The organism is [Scytonema hofmanni] UTEX 2349, assembly GCF_000582685.1.
Lineage (GTDB): Bacteria > Cyanobacteriota > Cyanobacteriia > Cyanobacteriales > Nostocaceae > Hassallia > Hassallia hofmanni.
In genome coordinates, this window is sequence record NZ_KK073768.1 from 4,570,993 (window position 1) to 4,593,219 (window position 22,227).

25 protein-coding genes are annotated in these 22,227 nt (G+C 40.3%); 14 read left to right on the plus strand and 11 right to left on the minus strand.

The features are described 5' to 3' along the window. Nucleotides 1-73 precede the first annotated feature (73 nt). The 4 genes from cysT (at nt 74) to TOL9009_RS0125750 (ending at nt 2,876) form a co-directional block, all read left to right on the plus strand. Complete coding sequence (gene cysT, locus TOL9009_RS0125735) at nt 74-955, plus strand: sulfate ABC transporter permease subunit CysT (RefSeq protein ID WP_029635838.1); 882 nt, start codon at nt 74-76, stop codon at nt 953-955. Then, nucleotides 942-1,829 (plus strand): sulfate ABC transporter permease subunit CysW, encoded by an 888-nt coding sequence (cysW, locus tag TOL9009_RS0125740; protein ID WP_029635841.1) that lies wholly within the window; start codon nt 942-944, stop codon nt 1,827-1,829. The genes cysT and cysW overlap by 14 nt, the downstream gene beginning before the upstream one ends. A 126-nt stretch (nt 1,830-1,955) precedes the next feature. Then, entirely contained in the window at nt 1,956-2,225 is a 270-nt protein-coding gene (locus tag TOL9009_RS0125745) for an NIL domain-containing protein (protein WP_029635843.1), read from the plus strand. Nucleotides 2,226-2,408: 183 nt separating this feature from the next. Next, nucleotides 2,409-2,876 (plus strand): DUF29 domain-containing protein, encoded by a 468-nt coding sequence (locus tag TOL9009_RS0125750; protein WP_029635845.1) that lies wholly within the window; start codon nt 2,409-2,411, stop codon nt 2,874-2,876. Nucleotides 2,877-3,047: 171 nt separating this feature from the next. On the opposite strand, the gene TOL9009_RS0125755 is transcribed toward TOL9009_RS0125750, so the two are convergent. Both TOL9009_RS0125755 and TOL9009_RS0125760 read right to left on the minus strand, forming a co-directional pair. Then, nucleotides 3,048-4,448, minus strand: coding sequence for an HlyD family efflux transporter periplasmic adaptor subunit (locus TOL9009_RS0125755; protein ID WP_029635847.1), 1,401 nt, complete (start codon nt 4,446-4,448; stop codon nt 3,048-3,050). Between the two features lie 26 nt (nt 4,449-4,474). Beyond that, nucleotides 4,475-6,625: a peptidase domain-containing ABC transporter gene (locus tag TOL9009_RS0125760; protein ID WP_029635848.1), complete on the minus strand. Its 2,151-nt coding sequence runs from the start codon at nt 6,623-6,625 to the stop codon at nt 4,475-4,477. A 592-nt stretch (nt 6,626-7,217) separates the two neighbouring features. Here TOL9009_RS0125760 and TOL9009_RS0125765 point away from each other — a divergent pair. The 9 genes from TOL9009_RS0125765 (at nt 7,218) to TOL9009_RS0125805 (ending at nt 13,269) form a co-directional block, all read left to right on the plus strand. Beyond that, a complete protein-coding gene (locus TOL9009_RS0125765) occupies nt 7,218-7,508 on the plus strand; it encodes a hypothetical protein (protein ID WP_029635850.1) in 291 nt (96 codons plus the stop codon). Between the two features lie 634 nt (nt 7,509-8,142). Continuing rightward, on the plus strand, nt 8,143-8,568 hold the full coding sequence (locus tag TOL9009_RS48535) for a solute carrier family 23 protein (protein ID WP_199341393.1): 426 nt from the start codon (nt 8,143-8,145) through the stop codon (nt 8,566-8,568). Next, complete coding sequence (locus tag TOL9009_RS40480) at nt 8,534-9,529, plus strand: NCS2 family permease (RefSeq protein ID WP_199341396.1); 996 nt, start codon at nt 8,534-8,536, stop codon at nt 9,527-9,529. Before TOL9009_RS48535 ends, TOL9009_RS40480 begins: the two co-directional genes overlap by 35 nt. Nucleotides 9,530-9,650: 121 nt before the next feature. Further along, on the plus strand, nt 9,651-9,872 hold the full coding sequence (locus TOL9009_RS47760; RefSeq protein WP_029635852.1) for a hypothetical protein: 222 nt from the start codon (nt 9,651-9,653) through the stop codon (nt 9,870-9,872). 422 nt (nt 9,873-10,294) lie between these two features. After that, nucleotides 10,295-10,936: an NIL domain-containing protein gene (locus tag TOL9009_RS0125780; RefSeq protein ID WP_029635854.1), complete on the plus strand. Its 642-nt coding sequence runs from the start codon at nt 10,295-10,297 to the stop codon at nt 10,934-10,936. A 165-nt stretch (nt 10,937-11,101) separates the two neighbouring features. Continuing rightward, entirely contained in the window at nt 11,102-11,524 is a 423-nt protein-coding gene (locus tag TOL9009_RS0125785; RefSeq protein ID WP_029635856.1) for a YidH family protein, read from the plus strand. Between the two features lie 97 nt (nt 11,525-11,621). Then, the gene (locus TOL9009_RS0125790) at nt 11,622-12,362 is read left to right on the plus strand and encodes a sulfite exporter TauE/SafE family protein (protein WP_029635858.1); all 741 of its coding nucleotides are present in this window, start codon (nt 11,622-11,624) and stop codon (nt 12,360-12,362) included. Nucleotides 12,363-12,492: 130 nt separating this feature from the next. Further along, a complete protein-coding gene (locus TOL9009_RS0125795) occupies nt 12,493-12,792 on the plus strand; it encodes a HigA family addiction module antitoxin (RefSeq protein WP_029635859.1) in 300 nt (99 codons plus the stop codon). Between the two features lie 246 nt (nt 12,793-13,038). After that, nucleotides 13,039-13,269, plus strand: coding sequence for a DUF433 domain-containing protein (locus TOL9009_RS0125805; protein ID WP_029635861.1), 231 nt, complete (start codon nt 13,039-13,041; stop codon nt 13,267-13,269). A 54-nt stretch (nt 13,270-13,323) separates the two neighbouring features. On the opposite strand, the gene TOL9009_RS0125810 is transcribed toward TOL9009_RS0125805, so the two are convergent. The 5 genes from TOL9009_RS0125810 to TOL9009_RS0125830 all read right to left on the minus strand — a co-directional run bounded on the left by TOL9009_RS0125810 (nt 13,324) and on the right by TOL9009_RS0125830 (nt 14,838). Next, the gene (locus TOL9009_RS0125810) at nt 13,324-13,779 is read right to left on the minus strand and encodes a DUF3368 domain-containing protein (RefSeq protein WP_029635863.1); all 456 of its coding nucleotides are present in this window, start codon (nt 13,777-13,779) and stop codon (nt 13,324-13,326) included. Next, on the minus strand, nt 13,776-13,994 hold the full coding sequence (locus tag TOL9009_RS0125815; RefSeq protein WP_029635865.1) for a UPF0175 family protein: 219 nt from the start codon (nt 13,992-13,994) through the stop codon (nt 13,776-13,778). Before TOL9009_RS0125815 ends, TOL9009_RS0125810 begins: the two co-directional genes overlap by 4 nt. Nucleotides 13,995-14,040: 46 nt before the next feature. After that, complete coding sequence (locus TOL9009_RS0125820; protein WP_029635866.1) at nt 14,041-14,241, minus strand: hypothetical protein; 201 nt, start codon at nt 14,239-14,241, stop codon at nt 14,041-14,043. A gap of 57 nt (nt 14,242-14,298) precedes the next feature. Further along, nucleotides 14,299-14,505, minus strand: coding sequence for a ribbon-helix-helix domain-containing protein (locus TOL9009_RS0125825; protein ID WP_029635868.1), 207 nt, complete (start codon nt 14,503-14,505; stop codon nt 14,299-14,301). A gap of 126 nt (nt 14,506-14,631) precedes the next feature. Further along, a complete protein-coding gene (locus tag TOL9009_RS0125830) occupies nt 14,632-14,838 on the minus strand; it encodes a ribbon-helix-helix domain-containing protein (RefSeq protein WP_029635870.1) in 207 nt (68 codons plus the stop codon). A 297-nt stretch (nt 14,839-15,135) separates the two neighbouring features. Here TOL9009_RS0125830 and TOL9009_RS40485 point away from each other — a divergent pair, with 297 nt between their 5' ends. Further along, nucleotides 15,136-15,492 (plus strand): hypothetical protein, encoded by a 357-nt coding sequence (locus tag TOL9009_RS40485; protein WP_038296586.1) that lies wholly within the window; start codon nt 15,136-15,138, stop codon nt 15,490-15,492. A gap of 54 nt (nt 15,493-15,546) precedes the next feature. Here TOL9009_RS40485 and TOL9009_RS0125840 read toward each other — a convergent pair whose 3' ends face one another. The 4 genes from TOL9009_RS0125840 to lepB form a co-directional block, all read right to left on the minus strand. Further along, nucleotides 15,547-17,283, minus strand: coding sequence for a R3H domain-containing nucleic acid-binding protein (locus TOL9009_RS0125840; protein WP_029635871.1), 1,737 nt, complete (start codon nt 17,281-17,283; stop codon nt 15,547-15,549). A gap of 71 nt (nt 17,284-17,354) precedes the next feature. After that, entirely contained in the window at nt 17,355-18,590 is a 1,236-nt protein-coding gene (gene ldpA / locus TOL9009_RS0125845) for a circadian clock protein LdpA (RefSeq protein ID WP_029635872.1), read from the minus strand. A gap of 266 nt (nt 18,591-18,856) precedes the next feature. Further along, on the minus strand, nt 18,857-20,692 hold the full coding sequence (locus TOL9009_RS0125850) for a two-component system response regulator (protein ID WP_029635874.1): 1,836 nt from the start codon (nt 20,690-20,692) through the stop codon (nt 18,857-18,859). A gap of 665 nt (nt 20,693-21,357) precedes the next feature. Beyond that, nucleotides 21,358-22,002: a signal peptidase I gene (gene lepB, locus TOL9009_RS0125855; protein ID WP_029635876.1), complete on the minus strand. Its 645-nt coding sequence runs from the start codon at nt 22,000-22,002 to the stop codon at nt 21,358-21,360. Nucleotides 22,003-22,227: the final 225 nt, after the last annotated feature.

Here is a 22,227-nt window from a genome sequence, read left to right on the forward strand (position 1 = left end):
CCCCTTGTCCCCCTTGTCCCCCTTGTCCCCCTTGTCCCCTTGTCCCCTTCCCCCCTCCCCCCCTCTCATCAAAATGACAGTCTCCTCACCTCCCTCCCCTCGGCAACTCATTCCCCCAGAACCTCCGGTTTGGAAGAGATTTTTAAATAATTTGTCTAGAATTCCTTGGACTTGGCGAATTACTGTGATATATCTCACGGTAATGTTGTTCGTCCCCATAGCTGCGATGTTCCTGAAAGCGGGTACCGAACCCCCAGCTAAGTTTTGGGAAATCGCGACTAGTCCGATCGCATTGGCAACTTATGATGTGACTTTTACCACGTCAGTAATTGCATCTCTGTTTAATGGAGTCTTTGGTACTCTGATTGCTTGGGTTTTAGTTCGCTATCAATTTCCCTTGAAACGGATTGTTGAAGCTTCAGTAGATTTACCTTTTGCGCTGCCGTCAGCGGTTGCGGGGTTAACTCTGGCAACAGTTTACAGCGATAATGGCTGGCTTGGTTCGTTGCTCGTACCTTTAGGTATCAAAGTATCTTTCACTCGTCTGGGGGTAGCAGTGGCAATGACCTATATTTCGCTGCCCTTTGTCGTGCGGACAGTGCAACCTGTACTTCAGGAAATGGAACGCGAAATTGAAGAAGCTGCCTGGAGTTTAGGAGCAACTCAATGGCAGACTTTCTGGAAGGTGATTTTTCCACCCTTATTTCCGACCATTTTGACTGGTATTGCCTTGGGTTTCTCCCGCGCAGTTGGGGAATATGGCTCAACGGTAATTATCGCTTCCAATACTCCGTTCAAAGATTTGATTGCACCTGTACTGATTTTCCAGCGATTAGAGCAGTATGACTATTCTGGGGCAACTGTAATTGGTACTGTGTTACTGGTGATTTCCTTGGTGTTGTTAATCGGAATTAATCTTTTACAAGCTTGGGCAAGAAGATATGACACAAAATGAAACCTCTTTTCCACCCCGGATTCATTCAGGTGCCACAGATCCAAAGCCGCAAAGACCTGTAAAATCCAGGAATTGGGTGCCAATTATTTTGATTGGGATAGCGATCGCCTATTTAGGTTTAGTTCTCTACATCCCTGCTGCTAACGTCTTTTTCCAAGCTTTCAAAAAAGGGGTTGGTCCATTTTTCTCTAACCTGACCCATCCTGCCTTTCTTCATGCAGCTTGGTTGACACTGATACTAGCCGTAATTACTGTACCTTTAAATACGGTATTTGGTTTATGTGCAGCCTGGGCAATCACCCGTCACAAATTCCCCGGTCGCGCTTTCGTCCTCAGCGTTATTGACCTGCCTTTTTCGATCTCCCCCGTTGTCGCAGGTTTGATGATTGTACTGCTATACGGGCGAAATGGATGGTTTGGCACCTGGCTTCAGGAACATGGTATCAGGGTTATCTTTGCCTTTCCAGGTATGGTGCTAGCGACAGCATTCGTCACGATGCCCTTTGTTGCTCGTGAAGTAATTCCAGTTTTAGAAGAATTCGGCAAAGACCAAGAAGAAGCAGCCAGAACCTTGGGTGCAGAGGATTGGCAGATATTTTGGCGGGTTACTTTGCCAAGTATCCGCTGGGGCTTATTATATGGCGTAATTTTGACAAATGCCAGAGCAATGGGTGAATTCGGAGCAGTTTCGGTAGTTTCGGGAAATATTGCCGATAAAACTCAAAGTTTACCTTTATTTGTGGAAGACGCTTACAAGCAGTATGAAACTGAAGCTGCCTATTCTGCTGCTGTATTGTTAGCGTTGCTAGCAGTTGTCACCTTGGTGTTGAAGGAGATTCTGGAACGGAAAACCCGCATTAAAGATGTTGAATAGGATGTTGGTTGTTAGTGGGCATTGGGCATTGGGCATGGGGCATTGGTAATATTCTTTCCCCTTTCCCCTTTTCAAATTCCCACTATCCACCATCCACTATCCACCAACCACTATCTACTATCCATTATGGCTAATGACATTGCGATCGCCCATAAACGGATTCGCTTAAGAATTCCTAAAGACTATCACTCTCAACCTGTGATTTCTAGCTTGGTATCTGAGTACGGTTTGACTGTGAATATCACTGCTGCTGTTCTTGGTGCCAATGCTGTTGGTGATGGTTGGTTTGACCTAGATTTACAAGGCACAATTGGACAAATTGACCTAGCTCTAGGCTATTTGCATGACTTGGATTTGCAAATCTGGGATAACAACACCGAAACAGGTATTTGGTGAATTCACATTTTGCTACAACCCGGAATTTAAATTCCGGGCTAATAGCACAAGTCCATTCAAATGCCATATATTAATCATGTGTGGCATTGATGAAAAAAAGTGGCACGACAAGGAATAAACTTGAGGGTGTTATTGTTTTTTCGCACTTTTGAAACATTGGATAACTGGGAGTTATTCTGAAGAATGTCTAACAATTTATACGAGCGCGATTTACAACTCTGGATTGAGCAAACAATTGGGCAATTGAAAAACCGTGAATTTGGGTTGCTGGATATTGAGCATTTAATTGAGGAGTTGGTTGATTTGGGGAAGTCGGAAAAGAATGCCCTGAGAAGCAATTTGACTATTTTATTAGCGCATTTACTCAAATTAAGGGTTCAGCATGATGTGCCTGATATGATGAAAGGAAGTTGGTATAGTTCGGTGCTTGAACATCGTCAGCGCGTTCTCAATAATTTGGCAGATACACCTTCGCTCAAAAGCTATCTGGTACAAGCATTGGAAAAAGCTTATCCAGATGGTCGGAAGCTGGCAATTAAAGAGGGGAAGTTGGCTAAATTTGGGGTTCGTGTGCCAGAAGAAAGTGAGTATCCCCTGATTTGTCCTTTTTCGGTTGAGCAGATTCTAGATGAGGATTTCTACGGACTGTAGAAAGTGGTGATAGCTGAGTTGAGAATTGAGAATATATCTAATAAATTTTCCTATCCCAAATTTGTTTTTTTGATAAAAATGTAATTTTTTACTCCTTTTTTAGGAATAAACTTCCGTAATAACCAATTGTGACAATTAAGGGTGCGGAATGTGGGTTTAATTGATAACTGCTCACAAATCTGTAGTTAATCTTGTTTTTCTGAGAATAAATTTCAGTGCGGTTTCTTCTTTGGAAATAATATCAGCTTTGGCATCCATTCCTGCTTGGATTAGACATTGACGATCGCTATTCCCAAATGAACGGCTTTCAGGTTTAATTGTCACTTCAAAATAGCTAGCGGCAGTAGGTGTTGCTGCACCTGCATTATTACTTTGAGGTGCAATAGCATCTGGAGAAATAGCGTTGACATCACCTTTAAGTGTACCATAATCAGGATAAGGGCAAGCATCAACTCGCAATTGCACTTTTTGACCAATTGCGACCTTTTTAATTTCGGTAGTAGGTATAGCTGCTTTAATTAATAAAGGAGCATTATCTGGAACAATTTCGGCAATAGAATCGCTCTTCTGTACTACTTGACCAGAGTTGCGTAAATTGAGTTTCAGGAGAATGCCGTCACTCGTTGCCCGAATCGTGCTACTTTTAAATAAAGTTTTAAGTTGTTGCAGTTCTTTGTTAGATTGATTTATTTGGTTGTGCATTTCAACAGTCCGCTCAATTAAAGCTTGTTTTTCTTTATTCAAAGTTGCAATAGTTGATTCACCTCTAGCTTTTTCTTGAGCAATTTTTCCGAGTGCGATCGCTACTGTTGCTTTACTAGGATTAAGAGCGACTTTGGCTGATGCAACTTTCGCTTTAGCGATTTCAATAGATTTTTTTTCAGCTTCCAGTATTGATTTTGTCTGGACAACAATTAGTTTTTTCTGCTCAAATTCACGCTTACCAATTGCACCATTTTGTGAAAGCTGCTCGTAGCGATCGCGATCTACTTCAGCAAATTCTAAATCTGCGTTAGCTTTTAGCAAATCTAAATTAGCTTTTTCTAAGTCTGCTTGAGCTGCGAGTAATTCGTTATTAGTTGTACTTGTTCGCTCTTGATATTCACGTTGGTTGCGTTCCAAATCCGCTGTAGCAGCAGAAACTGAGCGCTCTATCACTGTAGATTCAGCCTTTATCTGAGTATCTAAAGTTCTGATTTGGGCATTAATTTGAATTAGTTGCAACATAGCTTGTTGAATATTGCCTTGCAATTGGCTTTTTTTGATGCGTAGTTGCTCGTCATCTAACATAGCGATCGCATCACCTTTTTTCACATTCTGATTTTCTTTAACAAAGATATTTTTAACAGTTCCTTCCATATGCGATTGCACTACCCGGACATCTCCTGTAGGACGCACAGTACCAGCAGCTTTGACTATGACGTTGTATTTGACCCAAGAAGAAAGAGCGATCGCACTACAAACAGTCCCAACCAGAAATATGCCGGTTAATGTTGTCCAAGGACTAATAGCAGGCAGAAACTCGTGACTATCAATTCCGGGAACTAATTTTTTCTCATCGGTGTGAAACATTATGACTTTTAATAAATGACAGATAATTAAGGAATTAAAAAGTTTATATGGTCTCCGGGTTGAGAGCGTAACTCTGAAAGAGTTCCTTGAATTTTCAACTTGCCTTCATCTAACAATATAATCCAATCAGCCCGATTAACTACCTTAGGACGGTGAGTAATCAAAATTGTGGTTTTACCGCGACGATGTTCAAATAACTTATCTAAAACTTGCGCTTCACTTACTGGATCTAATCCACCTGTAGATTCATCTAAAATCAGAACTGGTGGATCTGTAACAATCGCTCTTGCTATTGCCAATCTTTGACGTTGCCCACCAGAAATATTTGCACCAAACTCCCCTAAAATAGTTTGATATTTATCAGGCAATTTACTGATAAATTCATCAGCTTCAGCAACTTTGCAAGCACTGACAATCTGCTCAAAGGTTACAAATGGTGTTCCTAAGCGAAAGTTCTCCATAATAGAACGACTCCAAAAGTGAGGCTCTTGGGGAACAAGAACCACCTGCTGCCGCAAGCAATCAAGAGAAAGGTCTTTTTGGTTATAAAGTCCCATCCTAATATTACCAGATTGCAGGGGATATAACCCAGCAATCAGTTTTGCTAAAGTGCTTTTACCACAACCAGATTTACCGATGATGGCAACAACTTTACCACCGGGTATAGTTAAAGAAAAATCTTCGATTAAATCCAACCTCCCCGCATAGTGAAAGTTAACGTTTGTACAAATAATGTCAGCATCTCCAGGAATTTTGGCAAAAGGTTTTTTCCCATCGTTTTCATTTTCTGGGGTTGAATCTATAACTTCTATTAAGCGTTGAGTAGCTGTTTTAGCACGAGTAAATTCATCTACAAAACTGATTAAAGTACTAATTAAACCGACAAAGTTGCCATTCATCGAGTTAAATGCAAATAGCTGCCCTATACTCAACTTTTCTGCCGGATTAATTACCAAATTGCCGCCAAACCAAAGTAAAATAACGCTACCAATACCAGAAATCAAGCCCGAAAATGTATTATTAATAATTCCAATTTGAATTGTCCGGTATGTGACATTAGCAAGACGACCAAATCTAACTTGGAATTCATCCCAAAATTGTAGTCCTGATGTGGTAGTTTTGACAGTAAGTGCGCCTTTAAAAGTTTCTACTAAAACACCTTGGGTTTCGGCTTCTTGAACTAAAAGTTCACGGGTTCTTCGTTGCAAAGTTGGCTGGAAGACTATTGTAGATGAACTCATGACTATAACGATGAATACAGCCACTAATGTTAGTTTCCAGCTATAGAAAACCATGAAACCAAAAGAAACCAGCGCAATAAAAAATTGGCTGGGCAAACTGACTACAACTTGAGCGACTAATTGATTAATTTGGTCAATATCTCGCAGACGACTAATAATTTCTCCGCTGCGACGTGCTTCGTAGTAAGAAAGAGGTAATCGCAGAATTTGCCGTCCAAATTCGAGAACAAGTCCTAATTGCAGACGTTGGGCAAAGTGAGCGATTAAGTTAGATTGCACAAACGAAAGACTGCGAGAAATAAAATTCATCACTACTACAGAAATTGCTACAGTAGTAAGTAATTTTGTATCACCTCGAACTAGCACATCATCTGTGAGAATTTGCAGCAAAAAAGGGGAAGCTAAAGATAGCAATCCCAAAATTAAATTGAGGGGTAAAGCTTGTGCTAGAATACCGCGATAAATCCAAACGCGCTTAAAGAAACGCCAAAATCCCCCAATTTCGTCATTTTCGTTGGCAAAAAACTTTACTGGATCAGGTTCCAGTAACAACATCAACCAATCTGTCCAACATAAAGCTACCTCTTCAGATGAAAGATAACGAACACCTACCGCTGGGTCGGCAATTACACATTTTTTGCCTTTCTTGCCGTATAAAATAACCCAGTGATTCCCTTTCCAGTGAATAATTGCTGGTAGGGGTGCTTGATTAATCTTATTTAATAATTCTGGTGAAGTTTTCACAGCACGAGCATTAAACCCAAGTGTTTCTGCTCCCCGTTTCAGCCCTAACATAGTTGTGCCTAATTGTCCAGTGCCTACGGCTTCGCGGATATGATTTAGGGTAAAAGTACGTCCATAATGTTTGGCAATGGAAGCTAGACAAGCAGCACCGCAATCTTCTTCACTATGTTGTAAAACGTTGGCGTATTTCATGAAACGCTTGTGTTTATTCCCCTGCCCATAAAAAAGCACCGATCATTACTGGAAATACTTTATACTAATTTTTTTGATACACATTCATCCTTTAGAAATAAGACACAGATAATCAGATATATATCTAAAGATAGATTGTTTTACTTTTTACAATTGATTTGACGTTTTTTTAGCTAAAAATATATCATTGCGAAAATTATCACATTATGTATAGTTAGGGCGATCGCACCCTCTAACAGAAATCCCCAATTTGATTAAGTTAGCGCAGACAGATTATTACCTTATTTATCGACAAAGCTACCCATGATTTACTTTTTGGGTAGTTTTTCATATGTTATACGCTTTAACCAGTCAAAGTCATTGTAAATCTATAAAGTGCGATCGCATAATTTCCAGAGCAATCACGTACAGCATCGATGTATCCAAAAATAAGGCGATCGCCACGGCACTTCTGCTAAAAGACATAAATATTATTATTTATATTGATAATTTTATACCTCTATGGATTGTTGGTTACACATAATTATCAAGTTATAAATTTAATTAAGCAAGGGGTGCTTACCTATACACACAAAACAACTTAAGAGGAATTATGTCTAACATCAAAATCGCTGGTTTCCAATCTAATCTTTTTGAAGAATTGAATGATGCAGATTTAGTCGCAGTAACAGGAGGTGGTCTTCTTGGTGGTTTGCTAGGTACTGTTACTGATTTTAATAATACTGTTGGTAACGGAGGTAGACCTACAACAGGCACTGTTGGAGTAGTAACAACTACACTAGGCGCAACCACGACAGACCTCAATAATATTAATGGTGGATTAGAGGGTGGTTTCCAGGTTCTAAACGCAGGAGTAACAGGGTTGGGGAATGATTTAGGGTAAAAATTCCAGTTCCCTTACTAACCTTACATATTCCCGGACTTGAAAGTACGAGTTCAAAGTAGCAATGGAACATGAACATACGCGCTTTCCCAGAAAGCAGATTTAGATAGCATTCTGGCACTGAGTAGCTATGCAAACCTAAATTTAAAGGATGCAAAGTTACTAAATAACCTCTCAATACGGTTCGGTTAAGGAGTCCTTAAAGATCCCTTAGTCCCCCTTAAAAAAGGGGAAATAGAGCTATTCTTAGCCCTGCTTTTTAAGGAGGGTTGGGGGGATCGAGTCTTATCCGAACCGTATTGAGTAACCTTTAGCTTATAAAGGTTTTGGTCAGTTACAAAAAATGAACCACTTAATGTGATCTGCCTCATCCCTTACCCCTCTCCTTAGCAAGGAGAGGGGAGATAAAGCACGGCTTTATCGGGGTGAGGTTTTGTATTTTATTAAATCCATATTCCTTGTGCAAAATTAGCTTGATTTGTACTTTTTAGTTTTGATATTTGCACTTTAAACATCATCACTTATTAAGTTATTCATCAAGCCCCTGTTCAAACTAGGGGCTTATCTGTTTATTTGCAGTGAATAATCACTCTAGGAATTACGCATTGAAAAATCGAATATTACTAAGAACTTTATGAAATTATTTACGCCAAAATATATTTTAACTACCTCAATTCCTCAATTTTTTAGATTTAAACATAATGGTACAACTTACCGAACAGAGGTTCTAGCAGGTGTCACAACCTTTATGACAATGGCTTACATTTTGGTTGTGAATCCCAGAATCTTATCAAATGCTATATTTATCAATCAGCCTGGTGATTTGTTCAATCAGCTTGTGACTACCACAGCCATTTCTTCAGCGATCGCAACTGCTCTAATGGGACTATTGTCTAATTATCCCTTTGCCGTGGCTCCCGCAATGGGTCTGAATGCTTTTTTTGCTTTTTCAGTGGTGTTAGATTTGCAGATGATGGAGGTTAGCGCTAGCATCTGTCCTCATCGAAAGCTTAATTTTCACTGCGTTGATTTTATGCAATGTCCATATCCAAATTATTAAAGCGATTCCAGCTTCCCTCAAACATGCCACCGTCGCGGGTATTGGTTTATTCATCGCTTACATTGGTCTTTCTGGTGTTCCTCAACCTCCCACTCTGGGAGCAGGTATTATTGTTGCTAGTAAAGCAACCTTAACAACTATTGGCTCTTTCAGGCAACCAGCTACATTACTCTCAGCTTTTGGTCTATTGCTTACCGCTACTTTGGTAGCACGTCATATTAAAGGAGCGATATTATGGGGAATTTTCGCTACAGCGCTGTTAGGTTGGATACTAAACATTGCTCCTTATCCTGAAAAAATTATTGCCTTACCTGAATGGTCACAAAACTTGACCAGCCAAGCATTCACTGGCTTGAGTTACCTTACACCGAAGCAAATATGGAATTTTATATCTGTCACACTTACCCTTTTATTTGTAACTTCTTTCGACACCATTGGCGCACTCACAGGTCTGGGACAACAAGCAGGTTACATTAATCAAAATGGTGAATTGCCTCGCGCTAGTAAATCTTTGTTAGCAAGTGCGATCGGCATAACTTTTGGGGCATTTATGGGTACTTCCCCATGTGCGACTTATATCGAGTCTGCCTCAGGTATATCTGAAGGAGGACGGACTGGTTTTACGTCTATAGTTGTAGCAGCTTTATTTTTGCTTTCTGTGTTATTTACTCCCTTATTTGCAGCAGTGCCTACATTTGCAACAGCTCCTGCATTGATTATGGTGGGTTTTTTGATGATAAGTAGCGTGCAAAACATTAATTGGAACGATCCAGCAGAAGCGATCGCAGCATTCCTAATTCTTCTAACTATGCCTCTTACTTACTCGATTGCAGAGGCATTAGCAATTGGTTTCATTATTTACCCTTTGATTAAAGTTTCCCAAGGACTGGCTCATCAAGTGAGTATACCTGTATATTTTCTCGCTGTCATCTCTGTGTTTCAATTCGTATTAAAGAGCTAGTACCGCTTCTTTGGAAGTCAAAAGTCAAAAGTCACGCATTCAAAAGTAATATGAAGTAAGCTTGTTAGCGATTGAGAATGGGTGGTTTATTTACGGCAACCTGTAGTAGTAGTTTTGTAAGATGCGTTATGGACATGCCGAAATAACAAATGCGAACGCCGAAATAACAAACGCGAACGCCGAAATAACAAATGCGAACGCCGAAATAACAAATGCGAACGCCGAAATAACAATTGCGAACGCCGAAATAACAATTGCGAACGCCGAAATAACAATTGCGAACGCCGAAATAACAATTGCGATCGCCGAAATAACAAATGGGTTCCCTAACACAACAATTTAGCTTTGTCAAGCCAGCGTCACCCACCGCAAATATGAAAGGTACTTATATTTAATTTTGCACAACCACTTACAAGAAAGGCAGAAGTTCGAGGGCAGAAGGCACTTATGTTAGGAGTATCAATTAAAACTTACTTTGTGGGTTTAAAGCCCAGTTTAAACAAATAATTATACTCAAGATGGCTTGCACGGACGGTATAAAACGTCCTTGTTTCAATCCCACTATGAGTAAGGGTGGGTTGCCTTCTGCCTCCTGCCTTCTGCCTTCTGAATTTGCTATTTTCAACTATATCTGCGCTGTTTCAGCCTATAAGAGATTGTTTTTTAGTTTCTCTTGTGCTACATTCCTTTACAACAGCAAATACGGCAAGTCGATAAAATTACCGTATTTTAATAACCACCGAGAAAAGCAATTCATCATCGTTTATGAATGCAATGTCTTTCAGCAACTTTGAAAAACCTGCTCCAGTCCACAGTCGGATTCGCATACCCCAGCGGTATAATAGACAACCGATAATTTCCCGGCTTGTATCTCGCTATAATTTAACTGTCAATATTACCGCAGCATCGCTGACATCAGACAGTAAAGATGATGGCTGGTTTGACCTAGAACTTTCCGGAAATCCCGGAGAATTGGCTTATTCGCTATCCTACCTACATTCCTTGGGTGTGGATTTGATGCAATTAGCGATCGCTAATCAGATTCAATCACAAAACACTCAGCCTTTCCCTAATTTAGTTAGCAATTTAACTAACAGAGAATCTGCATCAATTTTGTTAAAACAAGAACCAATATATAATGCGATCGCTCAAACAAATCGAGTGCGTTTGCAAGTGTGCATCTTGAAAAACTATTACCATAAACCGATAATTTCCGAATTAGTTTCTCATTATATGCTCACAGTCAATATCACCAGTGCGCTGCTAAATCCCGACATCAAAGATGATGGCTGGTTTGACTTAGATTTGTGGGGTAGACCGCAGCAACTTCGTGCTAGTCTGAGTTATTTAGAAAAATTAGAGTTACCGCTTTGGTTAGTTTCAATTCCTGATCCCAATTTACAATAAAATCGCCGAACTAATCAATCTGTAATATCTCAATCTCCCATAGAATTAAATCAGCATTATGATCGAAGCGATCGCACAAAGATAAAATAGTTAGTGAAAGTACTTGGATTTTAAGCTGATTTTATTTATAAATATAAAATTAGAATTAAATTTAGGGTGTTACTCATGGGCTTGCTGTTCAAAGCTAAAAATGTAGATATAGAAAAGTCAAAATTAAGAAATCCGTCACGAGTGCGAGATCACTTGGCAAATGAGCGCACTTACTTAGCATGGATGCGGAGTGCGATCGCTCTGATGGGTTTCGGTGTTGTTATCGTCCGTCTTCGCCACTTCCAAGCACCACTCATACCACATGTTGGGGCGGGGTGGAAGTTAGGTTTAACTTTCGCTCTAGTTGGTCTATTGACGGTGTTATTCTCAACTCAACACTATTTCGCCGTCCGCGATAATATTGATGAAGATACCTATGAACCACCAGATCGCTGGGTAATTCTTTTCAGCCTCACTATGCTTCTTTTGGGTGCAGGGGTAATATATTTTGTATTTTCTGTCCCTCTCGATCCAATGAGTCCTGTGATACCTGAGTGATTCTAGTAACTTACACCAGAACGGGTTTCAATTAACTGCAATAGATAAAGAAACCGCAGATAAACGCTTTGAAATTTTACCTATTTATTTTATTTAAATGGTTATTTTCTCTCTAGGAATAGTCAGCTTTTTTGCTTGGTTGATTAGCACCCTAGCTGGTGGTGGTAGTCCTTTCATGCTCATACCTCTAGTTAACTCAATTCAAGGTGCCGCATCGGTTCCACCGATAATTACTATCGGTATGTTTTTGGGAAATGCACATCGCATCGGACTTTTTTGGCGATATATTGACTGGAAATTGACATTATGGTATGCTCCGGGCGGTATTCTTGGAGCGATGCTCGGTGCGTATACTTTCACCCAAATTCATATAGATTGGTTACAGTTACTCATCGGCGTTTTTTTGGTAGTTAGTATTTTTGGCTTTGGATTAGAACAAAAAGAAACTACATTTAAAGTCAAAGCTTGGTATATTTTACCTGCCGGTTTCGTCAAAGCTTTTGTCTCTGGACTAATTGGGACTACAGGTCCAGTATTGAATGCTTTTTATTTAAATTATGGTCTAGTTAAAGAAGAGTTGATTGCTACTAAAGCAACTCATGTAGTGATTATTCACTTAGTTAAGATATTGACTTATGGTGCATTTGGAGCATTATCACCGCAGATTATCGCTATTGGTTTAGTCATTGGTTTAGTAGCCATACCAGCTAACTTTCTCGGCAAGTATATTCTCAATCAGATAAATCCTCAACAGTTTCGTTCAATAGTACTCGCAACAATGGCTATTAGCGGTGTATGGATGCTGTGGGGACAACGAGATTTACTCGTTTTTTGGTAATGTAGAGACACGATGCGATCGCCTGACTGACCCATAATATAATGCAGTAAAAATGGTGTCGTACTCTCGCCGCTAACACACCCTACGTGTCTTTTCAGAAATCAAATATGATTCCTATAGGAAATTAATTATGATGACTAAAAGAAAACCAAGACACCCCGGTGCTTTGATTAAACGTCAATATCTAGAACCTTTAGAAATGAGTAATACTCAGCTTGCTGAGATTTTAGGTGTTTCACGTAAAACAGTTTCCGAAATTGTTAACGAACAAGCTAGCGTCTCACCTCTTATGGCTCTACGTTTAGCAAAAGCTTTTCAAACAACCCCAGAACTTTGGTTAAATCTACAGCAAAAATATGACCTTTGGAATGCTGCACAAGAGTCTGAAATATTAAGTAAAATAACACCTATCAATTTAGAAGCTTGCTAAATAGTCAAAAAATCCTCCTTTCATATCATGTCCGCTTGATTACTTACGCTTTTCCGCAGAACCCCACCCCGCCAAAGCTGTGCTTTGTCTCCCCTCCCCGCTTGCGGGGAGGGGCTGATCGGGGTGGGGTGCAACGACTGTGGGAATCATATTTATCCGGAGCGATGATTTTTTCGGCTTTACCTCACTATCATTCCCGTCGGCTTTTTCACTATAATAAGCACAAGGCAATTACACACGGGAAAAATGGAAAAACTTGATCGCATCACGGTTAATCCTAACGTTTGCTTGGGGCAACCGACGATTCGGGGGATGCGAATCACCGTCAGCGTCATCCTCAAAATGCTAGCGAGTGATAAGTCCGTGGTAGAAATATTAGAAGCCTATCCAGAACTAGAAGCCGAAGATGTCCAACAAGCGATAAAATACGCAGCGTGGGTTGTTTCCGATCAAATTCAGATAGTCCCAAGCGCTTGAGGGACACTAAAATTCAGGCGGATTTTCCTTTTTCTCTAGTTCTTCTTTCATAGCTCATAATTCTCCAGCAAGCCGTAAAGCATTTTCAACTAAAGACGCTGAAATGCGAAAATCAGCTTGTGACAATGCAGTTAGTAGTGGCTTAATCTCAGCAATCACACCCTTTTGTTTAGCACGTAGCAGCATTCCCACAGTACCGATTACTTTTAAATTAAGTTGTTGAGCAATACGCCGAGCATTTCTATCATCAAGGATGATCAAGACATCTTCTAATTCCATTGCTAGTGCTATTGCTTCAGCTTCTGCATCATCTACCTGAGTTTTCAGCGTAGCAACAACTGCTATATTTTGAACAGCTCTTACTTTCAGCCAATCTGCGGATAAGCCGACTTCAGCCTGTACAGCTAACGGTATCATGACAGTGGAGAATACTTGAGGCAGTATATCTAATCGTCCAATACGCTCTAACCCAATCAGGCATGTACTGTTAGTAACTGTCTGTTCGCTCAAAAACTGATCTCCCGTTCTAATTCCTCAGCCGGATAGTCGATTACCGGAACCCCCATCTTGCCTAATAATTCTATAAATGTTTTTTTAGAAAAACCTGCTAACTTTGCAGCTTGTCCGAGTGATAGTTTTCCAGTTTCAAATAGTTTAACAGTAAGCAGTAATCGTGCTTCTTCAATGGAAATATTTGGAGGTAGTTCTACAGTTAGTTGATTCATATATGCTTTGTCTAACTAAAAAATTTGCATTTTTAATTTATACATTTTAGTCCTCAGTAATCTCCTCTAACTTATCTAGAGCATCTTGTAGTGCTTGACGGCAAAACTCTGGGTAGTTATCAATAACTTTGATTTGTTCAGCCATTGACTTAGTAACCCTGATAGCGATTCTCTCTGTTAAAGGTTCATCCCTATTAGTGGTGAATTGATGTTTTTTTAAATAAGGCTTTTCCTCATGATTAGGCATTTTAAGTTTTATTAAAATTACTATATCGCTTTTCACTTTGTAAAATGCTTTGTCTTTTTACTCCTGTGTAGTATTGTCATTTTTTAACTTTAAGAGTGCATCTTGGATAGCTTCTCTGACGAATTCAGGATAATTTTCTAACGCTTTTAGTTCATCCATCATAGATTGAGGAATTCTGACGGTTAGCTTTGCAATTAACGGTTCATCTCTGTTCGTTTTAAAACCATATTTCTTAATTTCTGGGTTCCCGTGAGGGTTAGGCATTTTAAGTTTTGTTAATAATAGCAATCAACAATAAGACGACATATTGTATATTTTTTGGTAGTGGTTATCGACTTTCCACGGCAAATAAACACTACATCACTCATCATTTTTTACTTTATCTACTCACTAACCTTCTGTAGCGTCATCTGAATTTTTTTCTTCATCTAATGCTTTGCGAATAGCCTGTCTACAAAATTCCGGTGGATTTTCCTTTTTCTCTAGTTCTTCTTTCATTGACTTGGTAATGCGAAGGTTGATTTTTTCAGTTAATGGTTCTTCTCTATTAGTAGTGAATGGTTTTAGATTCTCAGGATTACCCCTAGGGTTAGGCATCTATGTAGAAATGTAAATATAAGTTGAGCTATGTGGAAGCGAGTGAATAAAGTATTACTGGTGGCTATCTCCCTGGACAGTTGGTAGCCACCAAATCCATTAATCAATATCAACCAATGGACAATTCCATGTTTACACGTTCTGAACTGGAAATCAAAACGCTGAAACAGTTAAAGGATTTAGCTAGTCGTTACGGCATTAAGGCAACAGGCAATCCAGCTTATAAAACAATACGGTTCAGTTAAGGATAATTGTAGGTTGGGTTGAACGAAGTGAAACCCAACAAACCCCCCGAAAATGTTGGGTTTCGTTCCTCAACCCAACCTACGCAGTTTAAAGTTTTTGACGTTAACACCAAGCGTATTGGCTTATAAAACCTCTTGGATTACGTCTTTAATGGCTTTTCCAGTGCTAGCGATTCAACAAATCAAGGAAGGGAGAGGATTAAAAAGTCCCACCTTTGCCAGCTTTCAAGCGTTGGGTACTGCACTTGATGAAATGGAAACTCCCACCCTTGAGCAAGCTGCATTGATTAAAATGACAATGGAAGGTAGACGGATGTCATATAGCGATCGCTACGACCAAGAGAGATTATTAAACCTACACAAAGCAAAACTCCATATAGAGCAAGCTATTAACCTGATAAATCACTAACATACCTAAATAAAATCCCCCTTTCCAAAGCAGGAAAGGGGGTAGAAACTGAGTTTACGCCGGATAAATCCGTAGACGCCGATTTGGTTCATCCCCAAAGCTGTGCGACTTCAAGCGGTAGTGTTCTACCAACTCGTGTTGCATTTTACGCACTTGGGCAGAACGTGGCAGTAATTCTACTGGTTGCCCTTTGGGAATGACAATTTGCTCTACGGCAAGTCTGGCTTCCTCTAAAGCATCCATTTCATCATCGCTACCACTATGGAGAAATAATTGCAATTCCCGGTCATCAGCTAGTTCCGGATCGTCCATGTTCAGCAAGCGTCGCAAACCACGGGTAATCTGGGGAATCGTGCTGGCTTTAATCATGTGAATCGGTACATGACGAGCTTTCGCCATTTGCCTGAGTTTGGCGTGATTTTTGACATGCGATCGCAGTGCCAAAATTGCATCAGCACTATCAATATCTTTTGTCAATACAACCGGCAAAGTTAACACACTTATTACCTGTTCCAACTGGTGGCGACTAACACCATAGGGGAAAATATGCAATGGCAAATCTTCACCGTTTGGTCCTGGGAGTCTGGGAGTGGCAAAATCAATACTCTCAGAGTAATTGAAAGATTCATCTAATAAGCGGTCAAATTCACTTTGCCCACTCACCCGCTCTCGCTCAGGAGATAATAAAGGTAGTGCTACCATTTGTCCAGATGAACGCCAGCCGTTAGAGGGTCGCGCTGATGCGAAAGATTCCTCACCCACAGCTTGCGGCAGACCACGACCATTTACTACAGATAACTGTCGAGCGATCGCCACCTTGCCACTATCATCAACGGTTCTCGTCTGCGGATTAGCCTGACGACCCCGCAGAAGACTATCAACCGTATCCGCAACGCTTTCGTGTACTACCCAACGCTGTCGTTCTTGCATTTCCACAGCAATCTCGAAAGTAGGAGGTGCTTTGCGTTCCAAAACAGTCTTTTGACTACCCCTTCTTCTCGCTTCGTCATCCCCCAAAGTCACAGCCTGGATACCCCCAACTAAATCACATAAAGTCGGATTTTTAATCAGGTTTTCTATCTGGTTGCCATGTGCCGTACCTACCAACTGTACACCGCGTTCAGCAATAGTACGTGCCGCCAGAGCTTCGAGTTCTGTACCAATTTCATCAATAACGATGACTTCTGGCATATGGTTTTCCACTGCCTCAATCATCACCTGATGCTGATTTTCGGGATGAGCCACTTGCATTCGTCTGGCTCGACCAATAGCGGGATGGGCAACGTCACCGTCTCCAGCAATTTCGTTAGAGGTATCAATGATTACCACTCGCTTATCTAACTCATCCGCCAATACACGAGCTATTTCCCGTAATGCGGTAGTTTTACCCACGCCCGGACGCCCCAGCATGAGAATCGATTTACCAGTTTCTACCAAATCGCGGATCATGCCTATAGTTCCGAATATCGCTCGACCAACGCGACAAGTTAAGCCGATAATTTTGCCGGTGCGATTGCGGATGGCGCTAATCCGATGAAGAGTTTGCTCAATTCCTGCCCGATTATCTCCGCCAAAAATTCCCACTCTTGAGATACAATCATCTATCTGTTCTTGAGTTACGGGTGTTTCGCTCAGATACTCGGCGCTAGTAGGAAAACGAGCTTCTGGGCGACGACCCAAATCCAAGACTACTTCAACTAAACTATCTCGTCGGGGATGACTCTCTAGTATTTGACGCAGGTCTTGGGGCACAATGTCTAATAACTTTTGGAGATCGTCTGTAATCGTCATGCTTTCTATGGTGACGTTTTTAGAGATAGATAGGACACTTTTTTTTGATTTGTGTCCACAACGCGCTTTTATTAGCGCTCCTGCTGTGACTTGAGTTGGGAAACGAGAGAATAAGCAAGCTCTACAGCTTGCCAAAGTAATACTTCGTCTTCTTCAAGGCGAACAGTTGGTTTTACACTTGCTTTGTTTACCTCCTTAGTTTCTAACTTTTCAAGAATCGGTGACAGTAGTACACGGGCATAGCTGCCGTATGCAATACCGGATATGGAGGAGGAGGGGAGGGGAGACAAGGAGAGGGGGGGATGGGGGGCTTTGGGGTCCCCACGAAGTGGGGTTGGGGGGAATGGGGAGAAAGAATTGTCCCCTTGTCCCCCTTGTCCCCCTTGTCTCCTTGTCTCCTTGTCTCCTTGTCCCCCTTTCCTCAGCAGTCCCATTGCTTTTAACTTAGCAACGGTGTAGCTGTTAGTGCCACCTGCTAACTGCACATATCCGGGTAATTTAGCTGCCAAAACTTTTTGGGCTAATTTCACTGCTGCGTGAGTGGTGCCATCTCCAATATCTCCACTCATCGGACGACCATCAGTTTGCCAAATTAAGGCACTCTTTATTGGAGTAATCAGATCGTCAAGTGCGTGTAAGTAGTCAGTTAAGTCATCGCCATCTGGACAACTAATTGATACTACCTTGAGACGATCTACCCACGGTGAAATTGCTTGCCACAATCGTTTAAATTCTGTTAAGCGTCCTACTTTTGTATGGATTTCTACGGCATCTACCCCACTTGACATTACTAATGGTGCGATCGCTCCTGGAGTGGAAACATACGACCTTGTATAAATTATACCATAAGGGCAAGCTGGTAAACAACGACCGCAGCCGTAACATTTTTGCGATACGACTCCCGATAAGTCGTTTTTTATACCGTTAAATACAATTGCTTGCACTGGACAAATCTTTTCACATGGTCTATCGCAGTCTGTAGGACAAACAGCCGAATTAAACTCGGCTTTGCGGAAATGGGGGTCTTCCCCATCGTTTAAACTGACCATTAACAAAGGCGACTTTGGCAAAAAGGCAAAGCCTCGCTTTTCGGCATCCCCAGCTAAATCTTTGGCTACTTGTAGCGCGGATTGTGCTGCTGCAATCACCGCAGGATCAGCTGCGACATCTATGCAGTCAGCACCAGCCAATGTGTAGGCTAATGTTAAACTACTGACCGCAGGCAGATGTTGGAAACTGGCGCCACAGATGAGCTTAAACCAGTGACCTTCTTTGAGGGAGCGTAAAGGGTTGATGTGATCAGTCACTTCTCTATTATGCTTATATGTGACTGAAAATTGTACTCGTTAGTTAATAAAAAGTTTTGCGTTGCCGTGTCAAGGGTCACTCATTCAAGGGTCAAAATAATGACATAGACTAATAAGACATGCAAAAGTGGAAAATATGTAGAGACGCGTTAGCGAAGCGGGACGAAGTTCAATTTCGCGTCTCTACAAGGTTTGTGGTAACGCATAATTAATTTACACATGGGTTGAAAACATGTATCTGTCCCATTGTTTTTTCATACTTGGTATTACCATTGAGGTGCATTGGTGATGAAGTCTAGAACTAATTCTGGTTGTAGAGCTTGAGAAAATAGATATCCTTGAGCGAAATTACAGTTTAAATTTCTCAGTTGTGCTAACTGAAAAGTTGTTTCTACACCTTCAGCGATCGCACTCATCCCCATTGAGTTGGCAATACTGAGCATTGCTGGCACTAACCCCATGCTTTCTTTGTTTTCCTGTATACGTTTGATAAAGGATTGGTCAATTTTTAAGACATTAAAAGGGAAGCTATACAAATAATTTAACGATGAATAACCTGTACCAAAGTCATCCATAACTAACTTAATTTTTCGTTCACTTAATTGTTGTAAAAATTTTTTCAATGCCTGACTATTTTCCATAATTACACTTTCTGTAATTTCTATTTCCAGACAAGCAGGATTTATTTTAGTTTCTTGAATAATTTGGTCAATTTGTGCTAATAATTTCGGGTCTGAAAACAAGCGCACACTTAAATTCACACTGATAGTTAGAGATTCTAGTGTCGCAGAGTGATTTTGCCAAATAGTTAGCTGCTCGCAAGCTGCTCGCAATACCCAAATATTGATGGCATGAATCAAACCTGTTTCTTCGGCAACCGAAATAAACTCTGTAGGATAAATCAAACCGCGAGTAGGATGTTGCCAACGCACAAGTGCTTCTAATCCTGAAATTTTGCCTGTAACTAAAGAAATAATTGGCTGGTAGTAAACAATAAATTCTTGCCGTTCTACAGCTCTACGCAAATCGTTTTCTAAGTCTAAAAGCTGGGTAGCTTCGTGATGCATTTCTGGGTTAAAAACGTGATATCTGGCTTTTCCTAAAGCTTTAGCTCGATACATTGCTGTATCAGCATCTCTCAGCAAATACTCTGACTTTTTATAATCACTATTGCCCCAACTAATGCCAATACTGGCATTTATAAATACCTCAGACCGAGACAATTTAAAAGCTAGTGAGAATTGTTGTAAAATATGCTCGGCAACTTGAATTGCCTGGGTGATATCTGTTAAATTTTCGAGAATAATTCCAAATTCATCTCCGCCTAATCGTGCTAAAGTATCAACAGGCAATAAAGATTGTTCTAGTCGATTGGCAATCGCTATGAGTAATTCATCTCCTACCAGATGACCAAGAGAATCATTGACAAGTTTAAAGCGATCGCAATCTAAAAACAACACGGCAAACTGAAAATCAGCTTCTAGTTGAGCACGATTCAAAGCTTTTTCTAGTCGCTTAATAAACAAAACTCGATTTGGCAATCCAGTCAGTGAATCATATAGTGCTATATTCAGTAGTTTATTTTGCAATTGCTGCCGAAAAGTAACTTCTCCCTGAATTTTTTGTAGAGCCTTTTCTAATTCAGCAGTGCGCTGTTTTACTCTTTGTTCTAGTTCGGTGTTTAAGTTCAATATTTCTAGTCGCGCTGTTTTCAAGGCTAGTTGATTTTTGACACGTACCAAAACTTCCTCAAACTCAAAAGGTTTGGTAATATAGTCTACACCTCCTGCCCCAAAAGCTTTTACTTTGTCAAAAACGTCATCCAAAGCACTAATAAAAATCACCGGAATATCAGCAGTAAAATCACTCGCTTTTAAACGCTGACAAACTTTATAGCCATCTACTTCTGGCATCATAATGTCAAGCAAAATTAAATCGGGTAATACTGTTTCACAAGCAGTTAGAGCCATTTGCCAATTCAAAGCTTTACGAACGTTATACCCATGCTTTGTTAGTAGTAAGGATAAAACTCGCAAATTATCTACTGTATCGTCAATAATTAAAATATCTTTTTTATGAGGTTCTAACCGGTTGTAATTCATTTTGTCTTTGCTCTAGTTAATTCCTTAATTTTCTCAAATTCAGAGTTGTTTGCTAAACCTCGGAAAACGCGGAAAATTAACGGCTTATTTTGAGGAATTTGTTTAACTTATTCTAAAATTACTTTTTTCCACCACAAAATTACTTATTTTCTTCTTTCTCTTGTTACTACCGTTCTCAATCGCACTTCTACTTTAATTTGGAATTAATTCTCCCCCTTCTCCACGGACACGAAAAAAATAGAGTGCGTTCAACTACATCAACGCACCCTCAAAATTGAAAATATTCTTGACAAAGAGGCTTTACTTTAGGACTTACGCACGAACTACGTATTTCCGTCATTGCGATCCAAGGAAGCAATCTCAAAGTCTTGTTTTCTGGTAACGAGTGCGTAAGTCCTATACTTTTGAGACATTCTCTAACATCAGATATAAATCTTTGTTAGCTTTAACATACATAAGTAGAGACGTTCCGGCGGAACGTCTTTACGAGCGGAACGTCTTTACGAGCGGAACGTCTTTACGAGGGTTGCGATATTTTTATTAATGTTAATTATCAGGACATAATATCACTTGTCCCTATCCAAAAATTTTGCTGTTTTAAAGATGGCGATACTTTATTTTGCGGGTGCAGTTCATTGTGGTATATTCTGCTTGCGAAATTATCTTTAATTTGAATACACTGGTCCCTTATCGATTCCGCCAATATGATTTAAAGGCCAAAAACGAAGTACAGCACGACCAATAATGTTTTCGCGAGGGACAACACCCCAACAGCGACCATCATAACTCTGGGTGCGGTTGTCTCCTAGCACCAAATATGAGTTAGGCGGTATAGTCACGGATTTAGCTAAAAAAGGAGGCTGCGGTCCTGAGGTGCAAACTTCTTTTTCTGTACGTAAGTCTTGGTTGAGGTAATTGATTTCCTGAAGCGGTTTGTTATTGATGTATACTTTGCCATTCCTCAGTTCTACTTTTTCTCCGGGTAAACCAATTATACGTTTAATAAAAGCATCTTGATATTGTTCTTTTTTCAACTCTTCCGTAGGTGAAAATACTACAATGTCTCCTCGCTGTGGGTCAGAAAATTTATACTTCAACTTATCAACAATGATTTTGTCTGCCTCCCACTGATTTTCCGAACCGTGCAGGGTAGGTTCCATTGAACCAGAGGGAATCCAACGAGCTTCCGCAACAAAGGTGCGAATTCCCAAGGCAAGAATTATACTTAATACTACTGTTCTACCTAGTTCTGCGATCCAGGAATTATCAGGTTGTTGGTTAGAGTTGTTATCAGACACTTTATTATGCATTAAATTACTGAAGTAAAAGGAAGATGCAGTTAATTAAACTACCACAGTCACTGTATTCGTTCATTTTAACTGGGGAAATGTGATTTTCTGGTTATTTTGGCATCTTGATATGGTGATTTCTAGTTAAAAAATAAACTTTTTTGTCACCAAAGTGCGAACATTTGTTACGAATAGTGCAACCAATTTAACCGAAAATAATTGTTTTCTGTCACGATAAAAGCTAAT

What these genes read in the sequence shown, in the direction of transcription:
- cysW (WP_029635841.1), top strand. Translation starts at nt 942, where the DNA reads ATGACACAAAATGAAACCTCTTTTCCACCCCGGATTCATTCAGGTGCC.
- TOL9009_RS48535 (WP_199341393.1), top strand. Translation starts at nt 8,143, where the DNA reads ATGAAATTATTTACGCCAAAATATATTTTAACTACCTCAATTCCTCAA.
- TOL9009_RS0125780 (WP_029635854.1), top strand. Translation starts at nt 10,295, where the DNA reads ATGAATGCAATGTCTTTCAGCAACTTTGAAAAACCTGCTCCAGTCCAC.
- TOL9009_RS0125815 (WP_029635865.1), bottom strand. Translation starts at nt 13,994, where the DNA reads ATGAATCAACTAACTGTAGAACTACCTCCAAATATTTCCATTGAAGAA.
- TOL9009_RS0125750 (WP_029635845.1), top strand. Translation starts at nt 2,409, where the DNA reads ATGTCTAACAATTTATACGAGCGCGATTTACAACTCTGGATTGAGCAA.
- TOL9009_RS0125805 (WP_029635861.1), top strand. Translation starts at nt 13,039, where the DNA reads ATGGAAAAACTTGATCGCATCACGGTTAATCCTAACGTTTGCTTGGGG.
- cysT (WP_029635838.1), top strand. Translation starts at nt 74, where the DNA reads ATGACAGTCTCCTCACCTCCCTCCCCTCGGCAACTCATTCCCCCAGAA.
- TOL9009_RS0125785 (WP_029635856.1), top strand. Translation starts at nt 11,102, where the DNA reads ATGGGCTTGCTGTTCAAAGCTAAAAATGTAGATATAGAAAAGTCAAAA.
- TOL9009_RS0125840 (WP_029635871.1), bottom strand. Translation starts at nt 17,283, where the DNA reads ATGACGATTACAGACGATCTCCAAAAGTTATTAGACATTGTGCCCCAA.
- TOL9009_RS0125820 (WP_029635866.1), bottom strand. Translation starts at nt 14,241, where the DNA reads ATGCCTAATCATGAGGAAAAGCCTTATTTAAAAAAACATCAATTCACC.
- TOL9009_RS0125760 (WP_029635848.1), bottom strand. Translation starts at nt 6,625, where the DNA reads ATGAAATACGCCAACGTTTTACAACATAGTGAAGAAGATTGCGGTGCT.
- TOL9009_RS0125790 (WP_029635858.1), top strand. Translation starts at nt 11,622, where the DNA reads ATGGTTATTTTCTCTCTAGGAATAGTCAGCTTTTTTGCTTGGTTGATT.
- TOL9009_RS47760 (WP_029635852.1), top strand. Translation starts at nt 9,651, where the DNA reads ATGCGTTATGGACATGCCGAAATAACAAATGCGAACGCCGAAATAACA.
- TOL9009_RS0125765 (WP_029635850.1), top strand. Translation starts at nt 7,218, where the DNA reads ATGTCTAACATCAAAATCGCTGGTTTCCAATCTAATCTTTTTGAAGAA.
- TOL9009_RS0125825 (WP_029635868.1), bottom strand. Translation starts at nt 14,505, where the DNA reads ATGCCTAACCCTCACGGGAACCCAGAAATTAAGAAATATGGTTTTAAA.
- TOL9009_RS0125795 (WP_029635859.1), top strand. Translation starts at nt 12,493, where the DNA reads ATGATGACTAAAAGAAAACCAAGACACCCCGGTGCTTTGATTAAACGT.
- TOL9009_RS0125850 (WP_029635874.1), bottom strand. Translation starts at nt 20,692, where the DNA reads ATGAATTACAACCGGTTAGAACCTCATAAAAAAGATATTTTAATTATT.
- TOL9009_RS0125755 (WP_029635847.1), bottom strand. Translation starts at nt 4,448, where the DNA reads ATGTTTCACACCGATGAGAAAAAATTAGTTCCCGGAATTGATAGTCAC.
- lepB (WP_029635876.1), bottom strand. Translation starts at nt 22,002, where the DNA reads ATGCATAATAAAGTGTCTGATAACAACTCTAACCAACAACCTGATAAT.
- TOL9009_RS0125830 (WP_029635870.1), bottom strand. Translation starts at nt 14,838, where the DNA reads ATGCCTAACCCTAGGGGTAATCCTGAGAATCTAAAACCATTCACTACT.
- TOL9009_RS0125745 (WP_029635843.1), top strand. Translation starts at nt 1,956, where the DNA reads ATGGCTAATGACATTGCGATCGCCCATAAACGGATTCGCTTAAGAATT.
- TOL9009_RS40485 (WP_038296586.1), top strand. Translation starts at nt 15,136, where the DNA reads ATGTTGGGTTTCGTTCCTCAACCCAACCTACGCAGTTTAAAGTTTTTG.